Origin of the sequence: Paenibacillus sp. FSL R5-0470 (genome assembly GCF_037975205.1) — a bacterium.
GTDB lineage: Bacteria > Bacillota > Bacilli > Paenibacillales > Paenibacillaceae > Paenibacillus_AQ.
Map to the genome: position 1 here is coordinate 1,724,188 of NZ_CP150238.1, position 19,914 is coordinate 1,744,101.

At 45.9% G+C, this 19,914-nt stretch carries 15 protein-coding genes; 13 read left to right on the forward strand and 2 right to left on the reverse strand.

Features of this window, described 5'->3' with window-relative positions; genetic code table 11:
• The first annotated feature begins 157 nt into the window (after positions 1-157).
• From MKY99_RS07555 to fucU, 4 genes are read left to right on the forward strand one after another with little or no spacing between them, the layout of a single operon-like run.
• Positions 158-1,924: an L-fucose isomerase gene (locus tag MKY99_RS07555; RefSeq protein WP_339269673.1), complete on the forward strand. Its 1,767-nt coding sequence runs from the start codon at positions 158-160 to the stop codon at positions 1,922-1,924.
• Between the two features lie 30 nt (positions 1,925-1,954).
• The gene (locus MKY99_RS07560; RefSeq protein ID WP_339269675.1) at positions 1,955-3,400 is read left to right on the forward strand and encodes a rhamnulokinase family protein; all 1,446 of its coding nucleotides are present in this window, start codon (positions 1,955-1,957) and stop codon (positions 3,398-3,400) included.
• 18 nt (positions 3,401-3,418) lie between these two features.
• Complete coding sequence (locus tag MKY99_RS07565) at positions 3,419-4,069, forward strand: class II aldolase/adducin family protein (protein WP_076298138.1); 651 nt, start codon at positions 3,419-3,421, stop codon at positions 4,067-4,069.
• 12 nt (positions 4,070-4,081) lie between these two features.
• Positions 4,082-4,510 carry an L-fucose mutarotase gene (gene fucU / locus MKY99_RS07570; protein WP_339246076.1) on the forward strand — a complete coding sequence of 143 codons (429 nt, stop codon included), beginning with the start codon at positions 4,082-4,084 and terminating at the stop codon, positions 4,508-4,510.
• 3 nt (positions 4,511-4,513) lie between these two features.
• On the opposite strand, the gene MKY99_RS07575 is transcribed toward fucU, so the two are convergent.
• Positions 4,514-5,341 carry an AraC family transcriptional regulator gene (locus MKY99_RS07575; RefSeq protein WP_339269678.1) on the reverse strand — a complete coding sequence of 276 codons (828 nt, stop codon included), beginning with the start codon at positions 5,339-5,341 and terminating at the stop codon, positions 4,514-4,516.
• 146 nt (positions 5,342-5,487) lie between these two features.
• Here MKY99_RS07575 and MKY99_RS07580 point away from each other — a divergent pair, with 146 nt between their 5' ends.
• Entirely contained in the window at positions 5,488-6,771 is a 1,284-nt protein-coding gene (locus tag MKY99_RS07580; RefSeq protein WP_339269680.1) for a Gfo/Idh/MocA family oxidoreductase, read from the forward strand.
• Positions 6,772-6,895: 124 nt separating this feature from the next.
• Here MKY99_RS07580 and MKY99_RS07585 read toward each other — a convergent pair whose 3' ends face one another.
• Positions 6,896-8,158: a TraB/GumN family protein gene (locus MKY99_RS07585; RefSeq protein ID WP_339269682.1), complete on the reverse strand. Its 1,263-nt coding sequence runs from the start codon at positions 8,156-8,158 to the stop codon at positions 6,896-6,898.
• 208 nt (positions 8,159-8,366) lie between these two features.
• On the opposite strand from MKY99_RS07585, the gene MKY99_RS07590 reads away from it, so the two are divergent.
• The 8 genes from MKY99_RS07590 (at position 8,367) to MKY99_RS07625 (ending at position 19,896) form a co-directional block, all read left to right on the forward strand.
• Complete coding sequence (locus tag MKY99_RS07590; protein WP_339269684.1) at positions 8,367-9,488, forward strand: glycoside hydrolase family 88 protein; 1,122 nt, start codon at positions 8,367-8,369, stop codon at positions 9,486-9,488.
• Positions 9,478-11,640 carry an alginate lyase family protein gene (locus MKY99_RS07595; protein WP_339269685.1) on the forward strand — a complete coding sequence of 721 codons (2,163 nt, stop codon included), beginning with the start codon at positions 9,478-9,480 and terminating at the stop codon, positions 11,638-11,640. Before MKY99_RS07590 ends, MKY99_RS07595 begins: the two co-directional genes overlap by 11 nt.
• A 67-nt stretch (positions 11,641-11,707) precedes the next feature.
• Positions 11,708-13,438, forward strand: coding sequence for a histidine kinase (locus tag MKY99_RS07600; protein ID WP_339269688.1), 1,731 nt, complete (start codon positions 11,708-11,710; stop codon positions 13,436-13,438).
• A complete protein-coding gene (locus tag MKY99_RS07605) occupies positions 13,431-15,014 on the forward strand; it encodes a response regulator (RefSeq protein WP_339269689.1) in 1,584 nt (527 codons plus the stop codon). The genes MKY99_RS07600 and MKY99_RS07605 overlap by 8 nt, the downstream gene beginning before the upstream one ends.
• Before the next feature lie 169 nt (positions 15,015-15,183).
• A complete protein-coding gene (locus tag MKY99_RS07610; RefSeq protein ID WP_042125419.1) occupies positions 15,184-16,113 on the forward strand; it encodes a sugar ABC transporter permease in 930 nt (309 codons plus the stop codon).
• A 15-nt stretch (positions 16,114-16,128) separates the two neighbouring features.
• Complete coding sequence (locus MKY99_RS07615; protein ID WP_042186014.1) at positions 16,129-16,965, forward strand: carbohydrate ABC transporter permease; 837 nt, start codon at positions 16,129-16,131, stop codon at positions 16,963-16,965.
• Between the two features lie 141 nt (positions 16,966-17,106).
• Positions 17,107-18,504, forward strand: coding sequence for an extracellular solute-binding protein (locus MKY99_RS07620; RefSeq protein ID WP_076300067.1), 1,398 nt, complete (start codon positions 17,107-17,109; stop codon positions 18,502-18,504).
• A 117-nt stretch (positions 18,505-18,621) separates the two neighbouring features.
• Complete coding sequence (locus MKY99_RS07625; RefSeq protein ID WP_339269692.1) at positions 18,622-19,896, forward strand: alpha-L-fucosidase; 1,275 nt, start codon at positions 18,622-18,624, stop codon at positions 19,894-19,896.
• Positions 19,897-19,914: the final 18 nt, after the last annotated feature.

A 19,914-nucleotide genomic window follows, 5' to 3' on the forward strand; every position in this document is an offset into this window, starting at 1 on the left:
TAATACCACAGTATAATAATATCAATACCACATAAAACCACATAATTTATCTATAAATATGTTGTTTTATGTTGACTAAAGCGTTTCCATATTTTATGATGAAGGAGAAATAGGTCCATTACCGATGATACTAAGATGATCTTGAGGAGGAACAGCAGTGATAGAAAACTATCCGAAAATTGGCATCCGCCCGACCATTGATGGCAGAAGAAGAGGGGTTCGCGAATCGTTAGAAGCTCAAACCATGGGTATGGCTCAGCGGGTAGCTAAGTTTATTGAAGAGAACTTATTTTATCCGGATGGCCGCCCCGTAGAGTGCATCATTGCCGATTCTACGATTGGTGGTGTTAAAGAAGCTGCTGCTGCGGCTCAGAAATTTGCTGGGGCTAATGTTGGCGTATCGATTACTGTGACCCCTTGCTGGTGTTATGGTTCTGAAACGATGGATATGGATGCCTCAATCCCACATGCGGTTTGGGGATTTAACGGAACGGAACGCCCAGGTGCGGTATATCTAGCTGCTGTTCTCTCTGCTTATGCACAAAAAGGAATTCCGGCGTTTGGTATCTATGGTGAGGATGTTCAGGAGTCTAGCAGTGAGGAGATTCCAGCGGATGTGCAGACTAAATTGCTGCAGTTCGCCAAAGCTGGGTTGGCTGTCGCTCAAATGAGAGGGAAATCCTATTTATCAATGGGTTCTGTTTCGATGGGGATTGCTGGATCGATTGTGAATGAACAGTTCTTCCAAGAGTATCTGGGAATGCGTAATGAATATATAGATATGTCAGAATATGTACGCCGCTTTGAAGAGGGAATTTATGATAAAGAGGAATATAAGCGAGCACTCGCGTGGACCAAAGAAAACTGCCAAGTTGGTGCCGATAATAATCCGAAGCATCTGCAAATAAGTGATGATGAAAAAGAGAAGCAGTGGGAGACTTGTGTGAAAATGACATTGATCGCCCGTGATCTGATGATCGGAAATCCTGTTCTCGCTGAGCTGGGCTTTGAGGAAGAGGCCAACGGTCATAATGCGATTGTGGGTGGGTTCCAAGGTCAACGCCAATGGACGGATCATTTTCCTAATGGGGATTTCATGGAAACGATACTGAACTCCTCTTTTGACTGGAATGGCAAACGTACACCTTATATCGTAGCGACAGAGAATGATAGCCTGAACGGAGTAACGATGCTGTTCAATTATTTGCTTACGAATACTGCACAAATTTTTGCGGATGTCCGAACCTTTTGGAGTCCGGATGCAGTTAAGCGAGTAACGGGTCATCAATTGGAAGGTGAGGCAGCACACGGAATACTTCACTTGATCAACTCGGGTTCGGCTGCCCTTGATGGGACGGGTGAGCAGACGATAGACGGTAAACCTGCGATTAAACCTTTTTGGGAAATTTCGGAGGATGAGGTAGAAGCTTGTTTGAGCCATACAGAGTTCCGTCCGGCTTCTCAAGAATATTTCCGCGGGGGCGGCTTCTCTACGGATTATTTAACTAAAGGCGGGATGCCAGTTACTATGGCACGGATGAACTTGGTTAAAGGGCTTGGACCTGTTCTTCAGCTTGTAGAGGGTCACACGGTTGAGCTGCCTGAAGATGTTCATCATACACTGGATCAAAGAACAGATCCGACTTGGCCAACTACCTGGTTTGCGCCTAAGTTAACCAATAGTGGTTCTTTCCAATCAGTGTATGATGTCATGAATAATTGGGGCGCAAATCATGGAGCGATCAGTTATGGGCATATTGGGGCAGATTTGATTACGCTGGCGTCTATTCTGCGCATTCCGGTCAGCATGCATAATGTTGAGGAATCACGTATTTTTAGACCTCGGGTATGGTCGTTATTTGGTACCGAAGATCTGGAGGGAGCAGATTACAGAGCATGTCAGAACTTTGGACCCCTCTATTAAAATCTTCCTGTGAAGCAGGTGTGGTGAACAATGGGTGATACGATTAAGCTTCTAGCCATAGATCTCGGCGCCAGTTCCGGAAGAGTCATGCTGGGGATATATGCTGGCGATAAGCTGCAAATGGAAGAAATTCATCGGTTTGAGAATACGCCTGTACAGGTCAACGGGCATTTATATTGGGATACTCTAAGGCTCTTCCATGAAATGAAGCAAGGGGTTCAAAAAGCCTTTAGGCAACATGGAGAACTGACGTCCTTAAGTGTGGATACATGGGGAGTAGACTATGGGTTTATTGATAAAAGAGGAATGATGCTCTATTCCCCCCATCATTACAGGGATCGGAGGATGGAGGCTCACCTTCTTAAATTGGAAGCGTTACTGTCACCGGCAGAGCAATTCCGTATGACCGGTCTTCAGCCAAGTGTCATTAATACACTTTATCAGCTGTTCTCTGATTTTCAGGATAATGATTCTCTTATGGAGACCGCGGATACGATTTTAATGATGCCAGATCTATTTCATTACCTGTTTTCAGGTATAAAAGCAGCAGAAAGCACGATCTGGAGTACAAGCGGCTTAGTGGATGCTGTAACGGGAGAGCTCTCCTCTGAATTATTTAACAGACTTGGGATTCCGAGTAGTCTAGTTCCACAACAGGTTCATGCGGGAACGGTTATTGGATCTATCCTACCGATTATTCAAGAGGAGCTTAGTATAGGCCCGATGAAAGTGATAGCCGGCGCTTCACATGACACGGCTTCAGCAGTAGCTTCAATCCCTTATACTCGTAAGGATGAAGCAGCATTTTTAAGCTGTGGTACTTGGTCGTTGGTTGGTATGGAGACGCCTGAGCCGGTCATTTCAGAGAAAAGCTATGAATATGGTTTCACAAATGAACGTTGCTACGGTAATTCTAATCGTTTGCTAAAAAACACAACGGGACTATGGATTCTACAGGAGCTCCAGAGGAATTGGGCGAAAGCAGGAGAGAATTTTAGTCAAAGTGAAATGGTTGAATTAGCCCAAACGATTAATGGGGCGCCAGCGATCATTGACCCGAATGATAAGCTTTTCAGCACACCTGGTGTGATGATGCAGCGGATTCAGGAATATTGTGAGCGAACGGGGCAACAGTCGCCTAATACGAAAGCTGAGTTTATACGCGTTATCCTTGAGAGCCTTGCGCAATCATACTGTAGAACGATTGAAGAAATGGAAGAGATCACCGGCAAGACCATCACTATCATTCATATGGTTGGCGGTGGGATTCAAAATGAGCTATTATGCCAGCTCACCGCTGATGCTACGGGTAGAGAAGTCGTTGCAGGGCCAGTGGAGGCCAGTGGAATTGGCAATATCATTGTCCAGCTGGCTGCCCTGGGAAAATTGGAAGTTTCTAAGGCGAAAGAGTTCGTGGCACGATCTTTTACCTTTAAGACATACCAGCCTTCTTTGGTGAAAAACTCTAAAAAATAGGATACGAGGAGAGAACTTATGGATAACTTGGAACAAAAACTACGTTCGCAGATTTGTGATATTGGCAGAAATTTGTTTAATAAAGATTTCATTGCCGCCAATGATGGGAATATTTCAGCACGGTTATCAGAGAATGAAATTCTCACTACCCCCAGAGCGGTAAGCAAGGGATATTTAGAGCCACATATGATTGTAAAAGTAAACTTGCAAGGTGAAGTTCTTGAAGCGGCGGAAGGATACAGACCTTCAACGGAAACCAAAATGCATTTGAGAATTTATAATGAGCTACCTGAGATGAATGGTGTGGTTCATGCACATCCCCCGTATGCTACCGCTTTTGCCATTAAAGGTGAGGCGCTCGATAAAATGATGATGCCAGAGTCGGTTATCATGATCGGGGATATTCCTTTGGCGGAATACGGAACACCTTCAACAGAAGAAATCCCGGACTCACTGATGCCTTTCCTTGGCAAAAAAACAGCAGTCCTGCTCGAAAATCACGGAGCACTTACTTGGGGAACGGATGTTATGGAGGCTTATCTGAATATGGAGAGACTCGAATATACAGCCAAGATTACCTTTATTACACGTATGATTGACGGAGAGAGAGAGCTGCCACAGCATCGGATTGATGAGCTGGTTGCTTTGAGATCTTTTTATGGGAAGTAATGAGGTGCTTGGATGTTGAAAAAAATTCCTAAGCTACTATCTCCGGAACTGGTACGTGTGATGATGGAAATGGGTCATGGAGATGAGCTTGTACTGGCAGATGCTAATTATCCAGGACACTCCTTGAACTCGAACGTACTAAGATATGATGGTATTGGGATACCTGATCTTTTGGATGCAATATTGGAACTGCTGCCCCTTGATCATTATGTGGAACATCAGGTGGCGTTTATGGCTGTGGTTGAGGGAGATCCTACGGTGCCGGTGATCTGGTCCACGTACGAGTCGATAATCGCCAAACATGACGCTGAAGCGACGATTAAATATGAGGAGCGGTTTGATTTCTACAATCGTTCTAAGCAAAGTTATGCTGTTGTAGTCACAGGTGAAGAAGCACTTTATGGAAATATTATTATCAAAAAAGGTGTAATCAAGGCCTGATGATCAGCGATTCTGCTTGCGGTATTGCAGAGGTGAGCATTTCGCGATTTGCTTAAACACCCGCCCAAAGTGGGCGATGCTGTCAAAGCCTGTATTCTCTGCAATGGCAGTGACTTTAGTGTTAGTGCTCTGCAAGAGTCGTTGGGCTTCCTTGATCCGAATGTAGTTTAGATATTCAACAATGGTGAAGCCAGTGGTCTGTTTGAATAAACGGCAAAGATAGGTACTGCTGATGAAAAAAGTTTCGGATAGCTGCTCTAATGTAAGCTTTTCAACATAATGTGCCTGTAAATAATCGATCATTTCGTAGACTTTAAGCTGCTTCTCACTGCTCTCAGGAGCGATGGGCTCGCGGCTTATTTCTTGTACTCTGTTCATTTCAATAAATAACTGGATGAGCAGTGTCTGAAGATAGGGGATTTGCTGTGATCGATGTTCTTCTTGTTCTTTTAGCATGGAGAAGAGGATAGATTCGATGGCTCCTTGTTCATGTACTCCGGGACGCAGAAGTAAGCTTTGTGTAGTTAAAAAAGGAATACTTAGGTCGTAGTTCGCCAACGTTTTTTGCAGAAAGTCCTCCTCAAAGTTAATCAATATTCGCTCATGGCGTGCTGAGCCCTTAGAAGTGGTGCGATGGAGTTCATTTTTGTTAATAAATATCAAATCACCTTTGCGTAAGGTATAAATCAGGTTGTTGATATAATAGCTGCGCTCACCTGCGAGTAAATAATAAATTTCATATGTATCGTGATAATGGTCGGAATCCATGCTGAATGGGCCGGCTCTTTTGATTTGTTCAATGATAAATGGAGGTTCTAGCTCCTGCTCCATTGTAGATTTGCCCCTTTCAGATAATGAAGCTAATATATGCAAAGTTTTCGCTATTTTTGCTAATAATCGCTTAGATTTGAATGTATTTTATACTATAAACTATAGAAAGAAACGGCATCTAAATCAATAGCGATGGAGTGATCCTTGTGTCGAAGAAGAAATATGTATTCGTAGGTACCGGTGGCCGAGCGGAGTTCTTCTATGGTGAGATAATTACGAATTATCGTGAAACTTCAGAAATTGTAGGCTTTTGCGATGTGAATGGGGCAAGAATGGATTATGCGAACCGATTATTGGAAGGGAAATATCAGTATCATGCGGTTCCTACTTATAAAGCTCATGAGTTCGATCGTATGATTGAAGAGACTAAGCCGGATGTAGTTATCGTTACGAGTATTGACCGCACACATCACCATTATATTATCCGGGCGATGGAGCTTGGCTGTGATGTGATTTCGGAGAAACCAATGACGGTAGATGAAGAGAAATGTCAGGAAATTCTTGAAGCGATTGAGCAGACGGGGAAAAAACTGCGTGTTACGTTCAATTACCGCTATGCCCCGCACAATACCAAAATCCGTGAATTGATCATGGATGGGGCGATTGGAGAAGTGTTATCCGTTAATTTTGAGTGGCTGCTAAATACACAGCATGGGGCGGATTACTTCCGCAGATGGCATCGGGATAAACGGAACAGCGGAGGGCTGTTGGTTCATAAATCAACACATCATTTCGATTTGATGAATTTCTGGTTGGGCTCTCGTCCGGATACGGTCTATGCCATGGGAGATTTAAGGTTCTATGGCAGAGAGAATGCGGAGAAGCGCGGGGTGACAGAGTTTTATCAGCGTGCCCATGGTAGTAGTGCAGCGGAAAATGATCCCTTTGCGCTTCATCTAAAAGACAACGAGCAGCTTAAGCAAATGTATCTGGATGCCGAGCATGAAGATGGGTACCTGCGAGATCAAAGTGTATTCGGTGATAATATCAGCATTGAGGATACGATGGCAGTCATGGTCAAATACAAAAACAAGACGATTATGAACTATTCACTTAATGCTTATTTGCCTTGGGAAGGCTTCATTGTAGTATTTAATGGGACGAAGGGGCGGATGGAAGTTAAGGTTGTTGAACAGTCCTATGTAAACGCCGGGGGGAAGAAAGAAGATGAAGGGGCACTAAAGGACAAGCAAATCACTGTATTCCCTCATTTTGCGCCGCCTTATGAAGTTGAAATTGAAGAAGGCGTTGGGGGACATGGGGGCGGAGATCCGGTCATGCTTCGTGATATTTTTGAACGACCTGTGGAGGATCGATTTAATCGGGCGGCTTCCCATGTGGATGGGGCGTTGTCTATTATGACCGGGATTGCAGCTAATCGTTCGATCGCTACTGGACTTCCGGTGAAGGTGGATCAGTTAATCAAATGAAATTAACTACTATTTTTAGATTGAGCTAAAAAAGTAAAAATAAAAGGCTGCCTCAAAGTCATTGTAGATGACTAAGAGACAGCCTTATTTATTTTGACACTAGTATTTATTTTGACACTAGTATTTATTGTTTGACGACGTTAAAGCCGTCTTTTTGCAATTGAGTCACAATGCCATCATCACCCAGCATGTGTAGTGCACCAACAACGACAAGATAAGTCGCTTTTTTATCACTATTCAAATACTCTTTTACATGCTTCACCATGTTGGCATTCCGATCCGAAACGAGACCCTTATAGTATTCTGGCTCCTTAGCGACCGCTTGTGTCATAGCTACGAGTGATTGTTCATCCCCCTGCATCCACATTTGGGATAATGCATCCAGCGAAGCCGTTGCTGCAGCTTTGTCCGTTTGCTTGAGGCTATCGAGTGTATCAAGGAGAAGCTTTTCTTGCAATCCATCTGAGAATTGATTGAACATGTTCAGCTGCAATTGCATATTTTCCAATTCAATGATAGGTTTATTCAGTTTGCCTGCCTTCTGTGTGAAATATAGGTCGATACCCGTATCCGGTGTATAATCTGTTGTTTGCATTTGTAGGCTTGAGATACCTTGAGTAACGACCCATGGCTTATAGGAATCGAATGCATTTCCTGCAAGACCATTCGCTTTCAGAAGCGCAACAACTTTGTTATAGGTATCAGCGGATACGTGATCCTTGAGCTTGGTCCCATCTGTATAAGAACCTTTCTCCGTAAGGAACTTTTGCATCTCCGTTTGATCAACCTTTGTTAAGTCAACTTCGACCCCGAGATATTGAGACGCTTCAAAAGCAGCTTCAATTTCCGTGCGTAGCGGGTACATTTTGTCGTTAGCCACATGGATAGAGCCAAGTAGATAGACGGTATTACCGTTATTCTCCACTTTCCATAAGAATCCGGTGCTCCCTGCAGCCTCGTTATTAGCTACAAAGGTGATGGTGCGCTGCGCCGCGTTCCATTCTACTTTATAGCCGATCGTTTCACCGATAAAGCGGACAGGAACATAGGTGACATTGTTGATGGTTTTAGGAGCCACCTCTAGTTTTTTCTTCTCCCCGTTTACCGTTGCTGTGGTGCTGCCGATAGTCAGTGAGAGGGCTAGTCCATTTTTGGTCCCCGTTACGGTTTGGGTCTTTTTATTCCAATTCATATTTACATTAAGCTTCTCTAGGAGTGGACGCATAGGAACCAAGGTAGTTCCTTTTTCTACAACAGGGTTAGAATTGCCTAACTTTACTTCTGTTCCATCAATCCACACACCGACAGGCTTTTCAGCCGCATGGGCAGTGGTAAAGACAGACATAACCATGAAAATGGATAAAAATAATGCACCTAGCTTTTTCATTAATAGGACACTCCGTTTCTAAAAAAATGAAAGTTGTAAGTCACTTTCTGATTTTAACGTATTTTTCCATAAATAGTTATACGTTTTGTTACTTCGTACAAAAGTCAAAATAATGCACATCAAAGCAAAAATCGCCCCTATTAGATCCTGTTCACTCTCCTTATCATGAAACATAAGAAACGAAGAGCCCGAAGGGAGCAAGGAACTTATGTGGAGCAATGCGATTGAAGATGCGATAGAGAAGGTACGTAAGAATATAGACCGATTCGGGGATAGATTCCCTCATGTCAGCATGAATGGAACTTACCAGCTCAATAACAATGACGACTGGACCAATGGATTCTGGAGCGGCATGTTGTGGTTGTGCTATGAATATACGCAGGATGACAGCTTTCGTATCGCGGCATCTCATACCGTAGAGGATTTCCGCCGCCGTTTCGCGGCAAAGACGGTGCTTGATCATCACGACATCGGATTTTTGTATTCGTTATCCTCCAAGGCCCAGTGGATTATAGATAAAGACGAATCCGCGCGTCAGTTGACACTGCAGGCGGCAGACTTATTACTGAAGCGCTGGCGCACAGGCGGTGGTTATATTCAGGCTTGGGGACCTGTGGGAGATGCCCAGGAAGGTGGGCGCATCATTATTGATTGTCTGTTGAATCTCCCTCTTCTGTATTGGGCGGAACAACAGACCGGTGATTCCCTATATCGGCAGGTGGCGGTCATGCAGGCGGATAAAACGAAACGTTATCTGGTGCGGGGAGATGACAGCTCCTACCATACGTTTTTCTTCGACCAGAAGACAGGAGAGCCGATTGGCGGCGCTACACACCAGGGTTATACTAACGGATCGACTTGGACGCGCGGGCAGGCCTGGGGCGTCTACGGTTTTGCATTATCTTACCGCTATACTAAGGATCCGTTGTATTTGGAAACGTCCAAGCGGATGGCCCGCTATTTTCTGGACCATTTGCCACAGGATCATGTCGCTTACTGGGACTTTAATGCTCCAGTGTCTGCGGATACGTACCGGGATAGCTCGGCCTCTGCAATTGTTGCGGCTGGACTACAGGAACTGTTGGAGCTAATGGAAGAGGGAGATCCCGAACGGGCTTATTTTCAGCAGGGATTAATACAGTCGATGACTTCACTTGTGCAGAACTATTCCACGATTGGTGAAGATGCGGAGGGGCTGCTGAAGCACGGCTCTTACCATGTACGCGGCGGTCTGTCTCCGGATGATTTCATGATCTGGGGAGATTATTTCTACCTCGAAGCGTTGCTGCGGCTGCAAAAAGGCACCAGGGGGTACTGGTATGAATGCTGATGTCCGATCAACCTCTCCCTATGCTGTCTTTACGCTACTCGACCTTGAGTTACCTGCTCTAGCGCCCGTGAAGGATGCGCTCAGCCAAGCGCGGCAGGACGATGCGCTGACTGAATTGCATCGGTATTTGACTAGTCGGAGCACGCCGGGCTGGCGGGCAGAGGACAGTCGGAAACAGCAGCATATCGATTATATACAGCAATATTGCGCAGATGAGCTGGAAGTCGTAATGAAGACGGCGGATGAAGTTATGGAGCAGACGTTTCTTTTTCGGTTTCCCTGGGATATGGAGCGCAGCCGCATTCCGGTTTCCTTTGAGGAAGAAATTGACTGGCGTTATATTCCGGATAAGGATGTAGAATGGGCTTATATGCTGAATCGCCACCGCTACTGGGTGGCATTAGGACAAGCGTATGCGATAACAGGTAATGAGGAGTATGCGAGAACATTTTGCTGTCAGCTTGAAGATTGGATGGACCGTAATCCTGTTCCAGACATGCCTACGAATGATACGTTGACTTGGCGCACCATTGAAGCGGGTCTTCGCTGTGCGAACTGGATCAAAGCGCTGTCCTATATACAGGATAGTCCGCTGCTCACACCGACGCTTCTGGCGAAAGTGATGATATCCCTTCATGAACACAGCGAATATTTAGCTTTATCGTTTACGGGCTGGAAGAATATCAGCAATTGGGGCGTTCTGGAGACTTGTGGCTTATTCCAAACCGCGCTCTACTTCCCTGAGTTTTCTAAAGCTAAGATTTGGCGACAGCTCGGTGAGGAGAGATTGGGGGAGACAGCTAGAATCCAGGTTATGGCGGATGGTATCCATTGGGAGCAATCGCCCACCTATCACCATGAGGTTCTGGTATGTTTTCTCGACTGCATCCGCTTGGCTCGCATGAATGGACTGGAGCTACAGGATGAACTTCAGCAAAAAGTTCATCAAATGGCCGTCGCTTCCTTGTATTGGGCCAAACCGAATCATCGGCAGCCGATGCTCGGGGATAGTGATGACAGCGATGTCCGTTCGATTTTGACTTATGCAGGTTGGTTGTTCCAGGATTCTGTGCTCCGCTTTGGCGGATACGATCATATGGATTATGACAATGCCTGGTTGTTCGGAACGAGTGGAGTTGAAGGCTACGAGCAGCTGATTGCGGAGGAACCGCCTTACTTGTCGCGCTCTTTCACACATTCCGGTCATTATGTGATGCGAACGGGTTGGGACGAGCAGGACTTGTACCTATATTTCCACTGCGGACCGCTTGGTGGTGGACATGGTCACGCGGATTTGCTACATTTCGATCTGCATGCCTTTGGGCGGGATATGCTTACCGATCTGGGCAGATACAACTATAGTGCTCACACACCACTTAGAAAAGCGTTAAAAGAAAGCGCTGCCCATAATACGACTACTGTTGACGGAATTGGATTCACTGAAATCACGGATACATGGTCCTTCTCCCAAATTGCGAAGCCGGCAGGCAGCAAATGGATCAGCAATCCGGACTTTGATTATGTTGAGGGCAGCCATGATGGCTACCGTCATTTGGATGATCCGGTACACCTGCTAAGGAGGATCATATTCATCAAGCCTTATTACTGGCTTCTGGTCGACAGCTTTAGCTGCCGTCAGGAGCATAAGTTTTCCCAGCATTTTCATTTTGCACCCGGAGCGGTTCAGATGGAAGACGAGACATTCATTTGCCGTACAAACAATGAGCGAGAAGCCAATCTTTGCATCATTCCCGTTAATGTTAAAGGACTTCAGGGCAAGATTGATGACGGGGTAATCTCCCGCGAATACAATCTGCTGGAACCCAATCAACATGCCGTTTACTCCCGAACGGGAAAAGGAACGGTATCGATGATGCAGATGCTGTACCCGCAGCCTTCCGGTGAGCCGTTCTGTCCACTGGTTGAACAGGTGCCGATTTACCGCCATACGGGTGAACCTGTGGATGCCGTGCAGGTGGAGGCATGCCGGATCAGCTTCCCTGAAAGGAATGAGGAGCATATTATCGTGATCAGCCACGAGGTTCCATCCAGTCACTTAAATTCCTATGTAGTGGAAGGTATACAAATATTTGGTGAAGTAGTGCTTATTGTTTTCGCAAACGTTCAAAAGAAAGTCACGGTAATCAAATAATGCATGTATACTGGATAACGGGCTGATAGAATAAAAGAAAAGAGCATGAGAGAGGCGCGGAGAAAACATGTTCAAATTCACTTACTATAGACGTATCCAGGTTTCATTTCTTTTGCTGATTTTTATTCCGCTGATTGCAGTATCGATCATCTCCTTTGTGCTTATACGGGATACGATGGTAGAAAAGCTGCAGCTCAGCAACGATAACTTTCTGAACGTTATGATTGACGAACTAAACAAGACCATTGATGATGTGACATTTGCATCGCATTTTATTGTAAACGATACCAATTTTCGCGCCAATCTGAAGGTCTTTGCAGATACCGAGCGATTGAATACCTATCAGGATTACGTACATTTTACGCAAATTCAGGATGTGTTTTCGCTCATCAACTCTAAGCCGCTAAATAATAACATTCGCATGTATTTGGTTAACCGGAAACACTTTGTGATCTCGTCTGGGACTGAGAATTTATCCGTGATTAATGCCAACATGGACAAGCTGATGGGACGTGTCAATATTCACGAACCGGAGACCTTGCAATGGCTTGGGATGGCTGACAGCGGTTCCGGTAAAAGCAGTAGCTACTATATTGCCAGAGTAATCTATGATAGCCGGGAGAAACAGCAGGTGTCCGTGCTTCTCATCTCGATTCCCGATGCCTATTTCAACAAATTGCTCGGGCCGGTCGAGTTTGGCAAGCTGGCGTTGTTTGATTCCAGAGGAGGTCTGATCGCCGGGAACTCAGAGCTAGCCCCAGAAGGCAAGGAAGCTAGAGGGAGCGTGCGTACGGCCAGAGCCATCGACAAATCCAATTGGGAGCTGGTCTATGAAGCTTCAGAGAAAGAATGGTCGGGCCAGATTTCGCGAACTTTTTATAGTGGTATTGGTTTAGTGCTTCTCTTGTTTATTGTCTTTTCGGCCACTTCCATGGTGATTGCCAAAAGATTGCATAGTCCGATCATGAAGCTGCAGCGCGTTGTGCGCCAGTTCGGGATGGGGAATCTTGATGTCAGGCTGGAGGTCAAGGGCAAGGATGAAATCGCTGAGCTGGGGCAGACATTGAATACTATGCTGGATCAACTGCAAGGATTGATTCACGACATCGAGCTGGAGCAAGAACAGAAGCGAGTGATGGAACTTGAGGCGCTGTTTATGCAGATTCGTCCCCACTTTTTGATCAACACGTTGAATTCGATCAAATGTAGCCTTATTTTGGCTAAAGATAAGCTGCACAGCGGGATCATTGATTCGCTAATGAGTCTTCTCCGTGCCTATCTGAAGGTCAATGAACCGGCTACCTTACGGGAAGAATGCAGACTGCTTAGCCATTATATCGACATCATGAAGATCCGCAACGAAATCCCTCTTGAACTGGAGGTCGATCTGGAAGCGGATACAGAGAAGCTCATCGTTCCTAAACTTATTCTGCAGCCTCTCGTAGAGAATGCCATCGTTCACGGTCTAGTTGACCACCCGGCACCGCGTATTGTCGTCCGTGCCCGAACGATCCCTGATGGGATTATGATTGAAGTCGAAGACAATGGCTGTGGTGCAGGGGCAGAAATTCTGGCAGGACTGAACCGCAGATTGCTCTACAAGGACGATGAACAGGATGGAACTTATCAAAGGGTCGGTTTAATTAACGTGGTTCAAAGGCTGAGGCTGACCTATGGTCAGGATACCCGCTTGTCGCTGCATAATTTGCCGCAAGGTGGGGTGTCCGTTTCTCTGTATTTGCCGCAAGGCAATCATCAGGTTAATCTGTCGGAGAGAGAGAGGGATATTGATGTATAAAGTGATGCTCATAGATGATGATGTTCCTATGCTCAAGGTGCTTCAGCAGATGATTGACTGGGAAGCACATAGCTTGCAGATTGTCGGCAGCACCTATTCCAGTGCCAAGGCGTTATTAATGTTTGAGGAAGTACAACCCGATATCGTGATCACAGATATTGGCTTGCCGCAAAAGAACGGGATTGAGCTGGCCGATTACTTTACCCGGATGAAGCCGGAGGTCAGAATTATTTTCCTGACCTGTCATGAGGATTTCCATTATGCTCAGCAAGCGGTAAAGCTGAAGGTGGATGACTATTTAATTAAGGACCAGCTTACGGACGAGCAACTGGAGAAAAGCCTTGCCAAGTCTGTACGCTTGCTTAAATCGAAGATCGGGCTAATCAAGCATGGGGAAACGGGATACAATAGCCAGTTATTCCGGCAGAATCTGCTGCAAAGGGTGATTGGCGGCGCTCCGCCCGAAACCACGCTAGCCTATGCGACGCAAATCGGCATATCCTGGACGTATCCGTGGTTCATGCTGGGCACGGTCAGCATTCACTTTTCCAGTTTCGAGAAGAGGTACAAGCAGAGCGAGTATCCACTTATTTTATATGCCATCTACAATATAGCCCTAGAGCTGTCCGAAGCGTGTGAGGGGATTACGCCTTTTTTGGAGCAGAAGAATATTGTGATTCTGTATAATTACCGTGTGAATCTGGCGCAGAATGCCAGTCTTTATTTTCATGATTATTTACAGCGATTGTGTTCCGAGTGCTCCCATCTCCTTAAGATTCAACCGGGCATCATCGCAGTCACTGAGAAAATAGAGCTGCAGGCAATTGGACAGATTCATCGGCAAATTGTCCAAGACAAGTGCGAGTTCTATGCGAGTGCGGAATACACAGTTCTGGATACTCTGCAAATCGCTACCCCTCGCTTCCAGCCTGCTCCTCAAGGATTTCTGGATAGTTATATCCCGCAGATGGAACGGGCCGTGATTAAAAATGATCTTGAAGCCATCCGTGGCACTCTTCAGGAAATCGCTAGGACTGCAAAAGTTATGGCTATCCATCCGGGCGATTTCGTCCGGGATTTATCCTTTATGCTCCGCGGTATCGAGCTGATGTTCACTAGCCTAACATTCGATGAGGATCTGTTCGTCTATCTCGTGCAAACCCGCACACTGGAGGATACGATGGAACTGGTGGAAAGAAAGCTTGTGCAGATTACAGGCAACAAACAGCAGGTGGCGGGAACTCCCCCACAGGAGCCCAAGCTGCAGCTTATCCAGCAATTTATCGATCAGCATCTTGGCGATAACATCACTTCAATTGATATGGCACGTTATCTCTTTCTTGACCCGAGCTATTTCTCGCGTTATTTTAAACGCATGACAGGTCTGACTTTTACGGACTATGTACATCAGCACAAGATGAAGGTTGCGACCAAAATGCTGAAAATCTCCACCCAAAACCTGGAATCGCTGGCCGTTGGTCTGGGATATTCGGACAGAACCTATTTTTCAAAAGTATTTAAAAAATATGTGGGAACAACGCCGAGCGAATATAAATCCAAACACTCGGTACGCTGAGAGTGCAAATCTCAGCCTACCGAATAGACCCGCCGCCCATCTAGGGCGGTTTTTTTGATGTCGAATGACAAAGGTCAAAATCTTGCACATCTCGGGTCATAATCACTCCTTCATACGGGAGGCGGATATATTACTATAATGACAAATCAAATTGTCGAGGTGATACAACGTGGAGGCTGCAAAACAACCTGTGCCAAAAATTCTGCAGGAGAAGCGGAAGTTCTGGACTCCGCAACGGAAAGAGGCTTTGACCGGGTGGCTCTTTCTAGCTCCGGAAATTGTCGGAATGCTTTTTCTTAATGTATTTGCACTTGGATTCTCACTTTATTTAAGCTTCTCGAAATGGGATCTATTGTCGGGGGTTCAAGGGATCGAGTTTATCGGATTGGATAACTATATCAAAATGTTCCATGATCCGAGCATCATTCAAGCTTTGAAGAACAATGCTATCTATATGATTATGACCGTGCCGATACCGATTGCGATTGCTTTGGTGCTGGCGGCATTGATTCAAAATAGTGTATTTCTTAAAAACTATTTCAAAGTTGCCTTCTTTATCCCTTATATTTCTTCGATTATTGCAATTGCCGCCGTATGGAGCGCATTGTTCCATCCATCCCTTGGACCGATCAATCAGTTCTTGATGGAGCTTGGAATTTCCAGTCCTCCAAAATGGCTGGTGGATCCAAAGACCTCGCTGTTATCGATTGCCATTATCAGTTCTTGGGCGAGTCTGGGTTACACGATTATTATCTATATGGCCGGCTTGACGAATATTTCCGATGAAATCTACGAAGCCGCCGAAATAGATGGAGCCAGCGCACTGAAGAAATTCTTTGCCATCACGGTTCCGATGCTGCGTCCAACCACGTTCTTCTTGCTTATAACCATGCTGATTGGCTCGTTTAAGGTGTTCGACATCATCGCGTTTTTGACCGAAGGTGGCCCGAACAATTCTTCTACCGTGCTTGTGTTCAGGATCTATGAGGAAGGGTTCAAATACTACAACATGGGCTACGCTTCTGCAATTTCCTGGCTGCTATTCGCCGTCATAGGCTTGATCACCGCAGCTACTTGGAAAATGAGAAATGAAGAATAAAGGGGGGAGATTAACATGCAATTGATTAGAAAAAATATGTCCAGAGTGATCACTACCTGCATCATGGGGGCTTTGTCCATTGTATTTCTTATTCCTCTGATCTGGATGATTTCCGCAGCCTTTAAATATGAGAAAGATGTTATGCGCTTCCCGATCCAATGGATTCCTGAGAAGATCAATGTAGCGTATAATTTCAAGATGGTTTGGATGGGACGAGTACCTTTTTCTCATTTCTATTTAAATTCCTTTAAAGTTGCGATTATTACAACCTTAATTACACTTATCATTTCATCTATGTCGGCGTACGCCTTGACCAAAATCAAGTTCAAAGGACGAAATATGGTGTTTCTGGCGCTGCTGTCGTTCATGATTATACCTGACCAGGCCACACTGATTCCGCGCTTTCTGCTGATTCGCTGGTTCGGTCTTTATGATACTCATGCTGCAATCATATTAATGAGTATGTTCTCCATCTACTTCACGTTCCTGCTGCGGCAATTTATGATTGGTGTCAGCGACGAATACATTGAAGCGGCACGAATTGACGGTGCAGGCCATTTACGGATATTCTGGTCTATCATTATTCCGCTCTGCAAGCCGGTGCTCGCTACGGTGGCGATCATCAAATTTATCTGGACCTGGAATGATTACCAGAATCCGCTGATCTTCTTACTAAATAAGAATTTGTACACTATCCCACTCGGTATGACACTGTTCCGGGACGATTATTCGAACAACTATGCGATTATGATGACGGCAGCTGTTTCGGCGATCATCCCGCTCGTCATCGTGTTCATCGCTCTGCAAAAGCAAGTCATTAACGGAATCTCCCTTGGCGGCGTAAAGGGCTGACCTGCGGGTGTGCGATAGATAGTAAAAGTCAAAAATGTGATCCTACAACAGCAAAATTGTGCACTTGGCCAGTAAAGCGGATGCCTATAATAAGAAATGAACAAGGCACTATACTTAAAATTCAGTGCGGGGGGAAGTAAAATGAAAACAAAGAGCAAAAAAAGATTATCCGTTGTACTGGGCTCCATGCTGGCGGTTTCCTTAACGCTAAGCGCCTGTGGAAATTCCGGAAACTCGGAAAAGAATGGGAATGCTGAAGCTAGTACGAATGCCGGGAACACCAAGGTGGACAAGCAAGTGGCCATCAAGTATTATAACTGGGATAATGAAGCCCAGTCGGCTGGTACCGATGCTATGCTGCAGGAATTTATGGATCAGAACCCAGGCATCAAGGTAGAGCATGTGACACTCGTTCCCGGTGATTCTGTGGAGATGCTGAAGAAACTCGACTTCCTGATTTCTTCCGGCGAAGCGATTGATGTTGTTCAGGTGCCAAGCTTGGGAGGCGTGCTTGAACGGGCGACTCGGGGAGCACTTGCCCCGCTGAATGAATTCTATGAGAAAGATAACCTCGTTCCTGAGGATGAATATTATGTGAATGCTAAGGTCGACAACAACTATTATGGGTTGCAATATACGAAGAGCAGCAACTACGTGATGCTGAACAAAGATGCACTGGACGAAGCGGGTCTGCCTGTACCTACTTTTGGCTGGACATGGGATGACTACCGCGACTATGCCAAAAAACTGACCAAAGGCGAAGGCGTGGACAAACGTTACGGCACATATTTCCACACCTGGGAATTGTACATGAACGCTCCAGCTCAAACGATGATGAAAGACCCGTTCGTATATGATGACGGGACGACAATCTTCGCGGATCCGACTTATAAGTATTTCTTCCAGCTGCGTAAAGATATGGAGTCTGCTGATAAATCTGCGAAATCTTATGCAGATGCTCTTGCCGCTAAGCTTAACTATCGTACCGAATTCTTCAATGAAGAAGCTGCTATGATCTTGGCTGGCAACTGGACAATTGCTGATCCAGGTAACACCGAGCAGTATCCGCATGAATTCAAGACAGCCTTTGCTCCGGTACCGGTGCCTCCTGCAGGATCGGAACCGAAAGACTATGAAGGCAAATACTTCACCAGCGGCAACATGCTGGCGATGGGCGCAACTTCAAAGAACAAAGAGGCTTCCTTCAAATTGATGAGATTTATGTCGACGGCTGTTAGTGATAACAGACTGGAATTCTCCGGATATAAAAAAGCTGATAATGAGACCTTGCTGACTAAATTGGTCGCTGGCAAAGAAGATATGTATGATATGGATTCACTCAAATACACACTTTTCGATAAAGAAATTCAGTTCCTTGACGGTGCGCAGGTGATGACGACGGCAACTTCCGAATTGACCAAAATTATCGATGACGGCTTCAGCAGATTCATGCTTGGAAATGAATCGATTGATAAGGTGCAGCAATGGATGGTTGATGAAGCAACGAAAATTATCAACGAAAAAGGTGTCATCAAGTAAATAGGCAATAAGCGAGGTATCCCAAGTTGGGGACGGGGCTTTGGAAGGTCATCAACCGGCTTTCCAAAGCCCTTATTTATACATTGGGCTTACACAAATATACGGGAGAGTATAAAAATGATGGAAAGCATTTCTTCAAAGAACAAGTCCGAAGAGCAAGTAGCTTTGCCTTCTAAGGAACAGATGGAGTGGCAGGATCTGGAGCTGGGGATGTTCTGCCATTTTGGAATGAACACATTTTGCGATCAGGAGTGGGGAGAAGGTAGCGATTCACCTACGGTCTTTAACCCGTTTCATCTGGATGCCCGCCAATGGGTTAGTGCAGCTAAAGAAGCTGGATTCCGTTATTTTATACTGACCGCTAAGCATCATGATGGTTTCTGCCTGTGGCCGACTGCAACGAGTACTTATTCTGTTGCCTCCAGCCCATGGAAAGAAGGGCGAGGCGATGTTGTCAAGGAGTGCGAGGAGGCTTGCCGTGAATTTGGACTAGGCTTCGGCATTTATTTGTCTCCATGGGACAGACATGAGCCATGTTATGCGGAACCGCAAGCATATGATGATTTCTATTGCTTGCAATTGCAGGAGCTCCTTACGGGCTACGGCCCACTTACGGAGATTTGGTTCGACGGCGCAGGATCTGAAGGCCGTAATTACGATTGGCGGCGGATTATGGATCTGATCAAACAATATCAGCCAAGTGCTATGGTGTTTAATATGGGGGCACCAACGATTCGCTGGGTTGGCAATGAGGATGGCCTTGCTCCTTATCCCTGCTGGAACACTGCGGATTCCGCGCGAGGTAGCATGTTCAGTGAAGCTTCATTGAACTGGCTTCCCGGAACACCGAGCTGGGTGCCTGCGGAATGCGATGTGCCCATCCGTAAAGACCGCTGGTTCTGGCATCCTCAGGAAGAGCATCTGCTGCTGTCTCTGGAGCAGCTAATGGATATTTATTATCGTTCGGTCGGACATGGGGCGACTTTGCTGCTCAATGTGGCCCCTGACAACCGCGGGCTGCTTCCAGAGGCCGATGTGCAGCGACTGCTGGAATTTGGCAAGGAGATTCAACGTAGATTCGGAAAGGCACTAGCCGTAACGGCGGGCACTGGAGATCTTATTGAGCTGGAATTGCCTGTAGCTACTGTGATTGACCACGCCGAGATTATGGAGGACATCGCTTATGGCGAAAGAGTGAGCGAATATGTGCTGGAAGCATTCAGTGACGGAGCGTGGATGGAGTTGAAACGTGGCAGCGCGATTGGCCATAAGAAAATCGACGCCTTCCCTCCGGTATGCGCAGAGAAGATACGACTACGGGTGCCAGTAGCTGCCGCAAGCCCTAAGATTAGACGGCTTGCCGTCTACCACTGTGGGGAATCGCTAGAATAAATGCTAAAAAGGAGGTCG

Bases quoted from the DNA above. Each gene is read 5' to 3' on its own strand.
- MKY99_RS07625 (WP_339269692.1), top strand. From the start codon at position 18,622: ATGATGGAAAGCATTTCTTCAAAGAACAAGTCCGAAGAGCAAGTAGCT.
- MKY99_RS07590 (WP_339269684.1), top strand. From the start codon at position 8,367: ATGTGGAGCAATGCGATTGAAGATGCGATAGAGAAGGTACGTAAGAAT.
- fucU (WP_339246076.1), top strand. From the start codon at position 4,082: ATGTTGAAAAAAATTCCTAAGCTACTATCTCCGGAACTGGTACGTGTG.
- MKY99_RS07620 (WP_076300067.1), top strand. From the start codon at position 17,107: ATGAAAACAAAGAGCAAAAAAAGATTATCCGTTGTACTGGGCTCCATG.
- MKY99_RS07595 (WP_339269685.1), top strand. From the start codon at position 9,478: ATGAATGCTGATGTCCGATCAACCTCTCCCTATGCTGTCTTTACGCTA.
- MKY99_RS07565 (WP_076298138.1), top strand. From the start codon at position 3,419: ATGGATAACTTGGAACAAAAACTACGTTCGCAGATTTGTGATATTGGC.
- MKY99_RS07605 (WP_339269689.1), top strand. From the start codon at position 13,431: ATGTATAAAGTGATGCTCATAGATGATGATGTTCCTATGCTCAAGGTG.
- MKY99_RS07575 (WP_339269678.1), bottom strand. From the start codon at position 5,341: ATGGAGCAGGAGCTAGAACCTCCATTTATCATTGAACAAATCAAAAGA.
- MKY99_RS07615 (WP_042186014.1), top strand. From the start codon at position 16,129: ATGCAATTGATTAGAAAAAATATGTCCAGAGTGATCACTACCTGCATC.
- MKY99_RS07600 (WP_339269688.1), top strand. From the start codon at position 11,708: ATGTTCAAATTCACTTACTATAGACGTATCCAGGTTTCATTTCTTTTG.
- MKY99_RS07560 (WP_339269675.1), top strand. From the start codon at position 1,955: ATGGGTGATACGATTAAGCTTCTAGCCATAGATCTCGGCGCCAGTTCC.
- MKY99_RS07585 (WP_339269682.1), bottom strand. From the start codon at position 8,158: ATGAAAAAGCTAGGTGCATTATTTTTATCCATTTTCATGGTTATGTCT.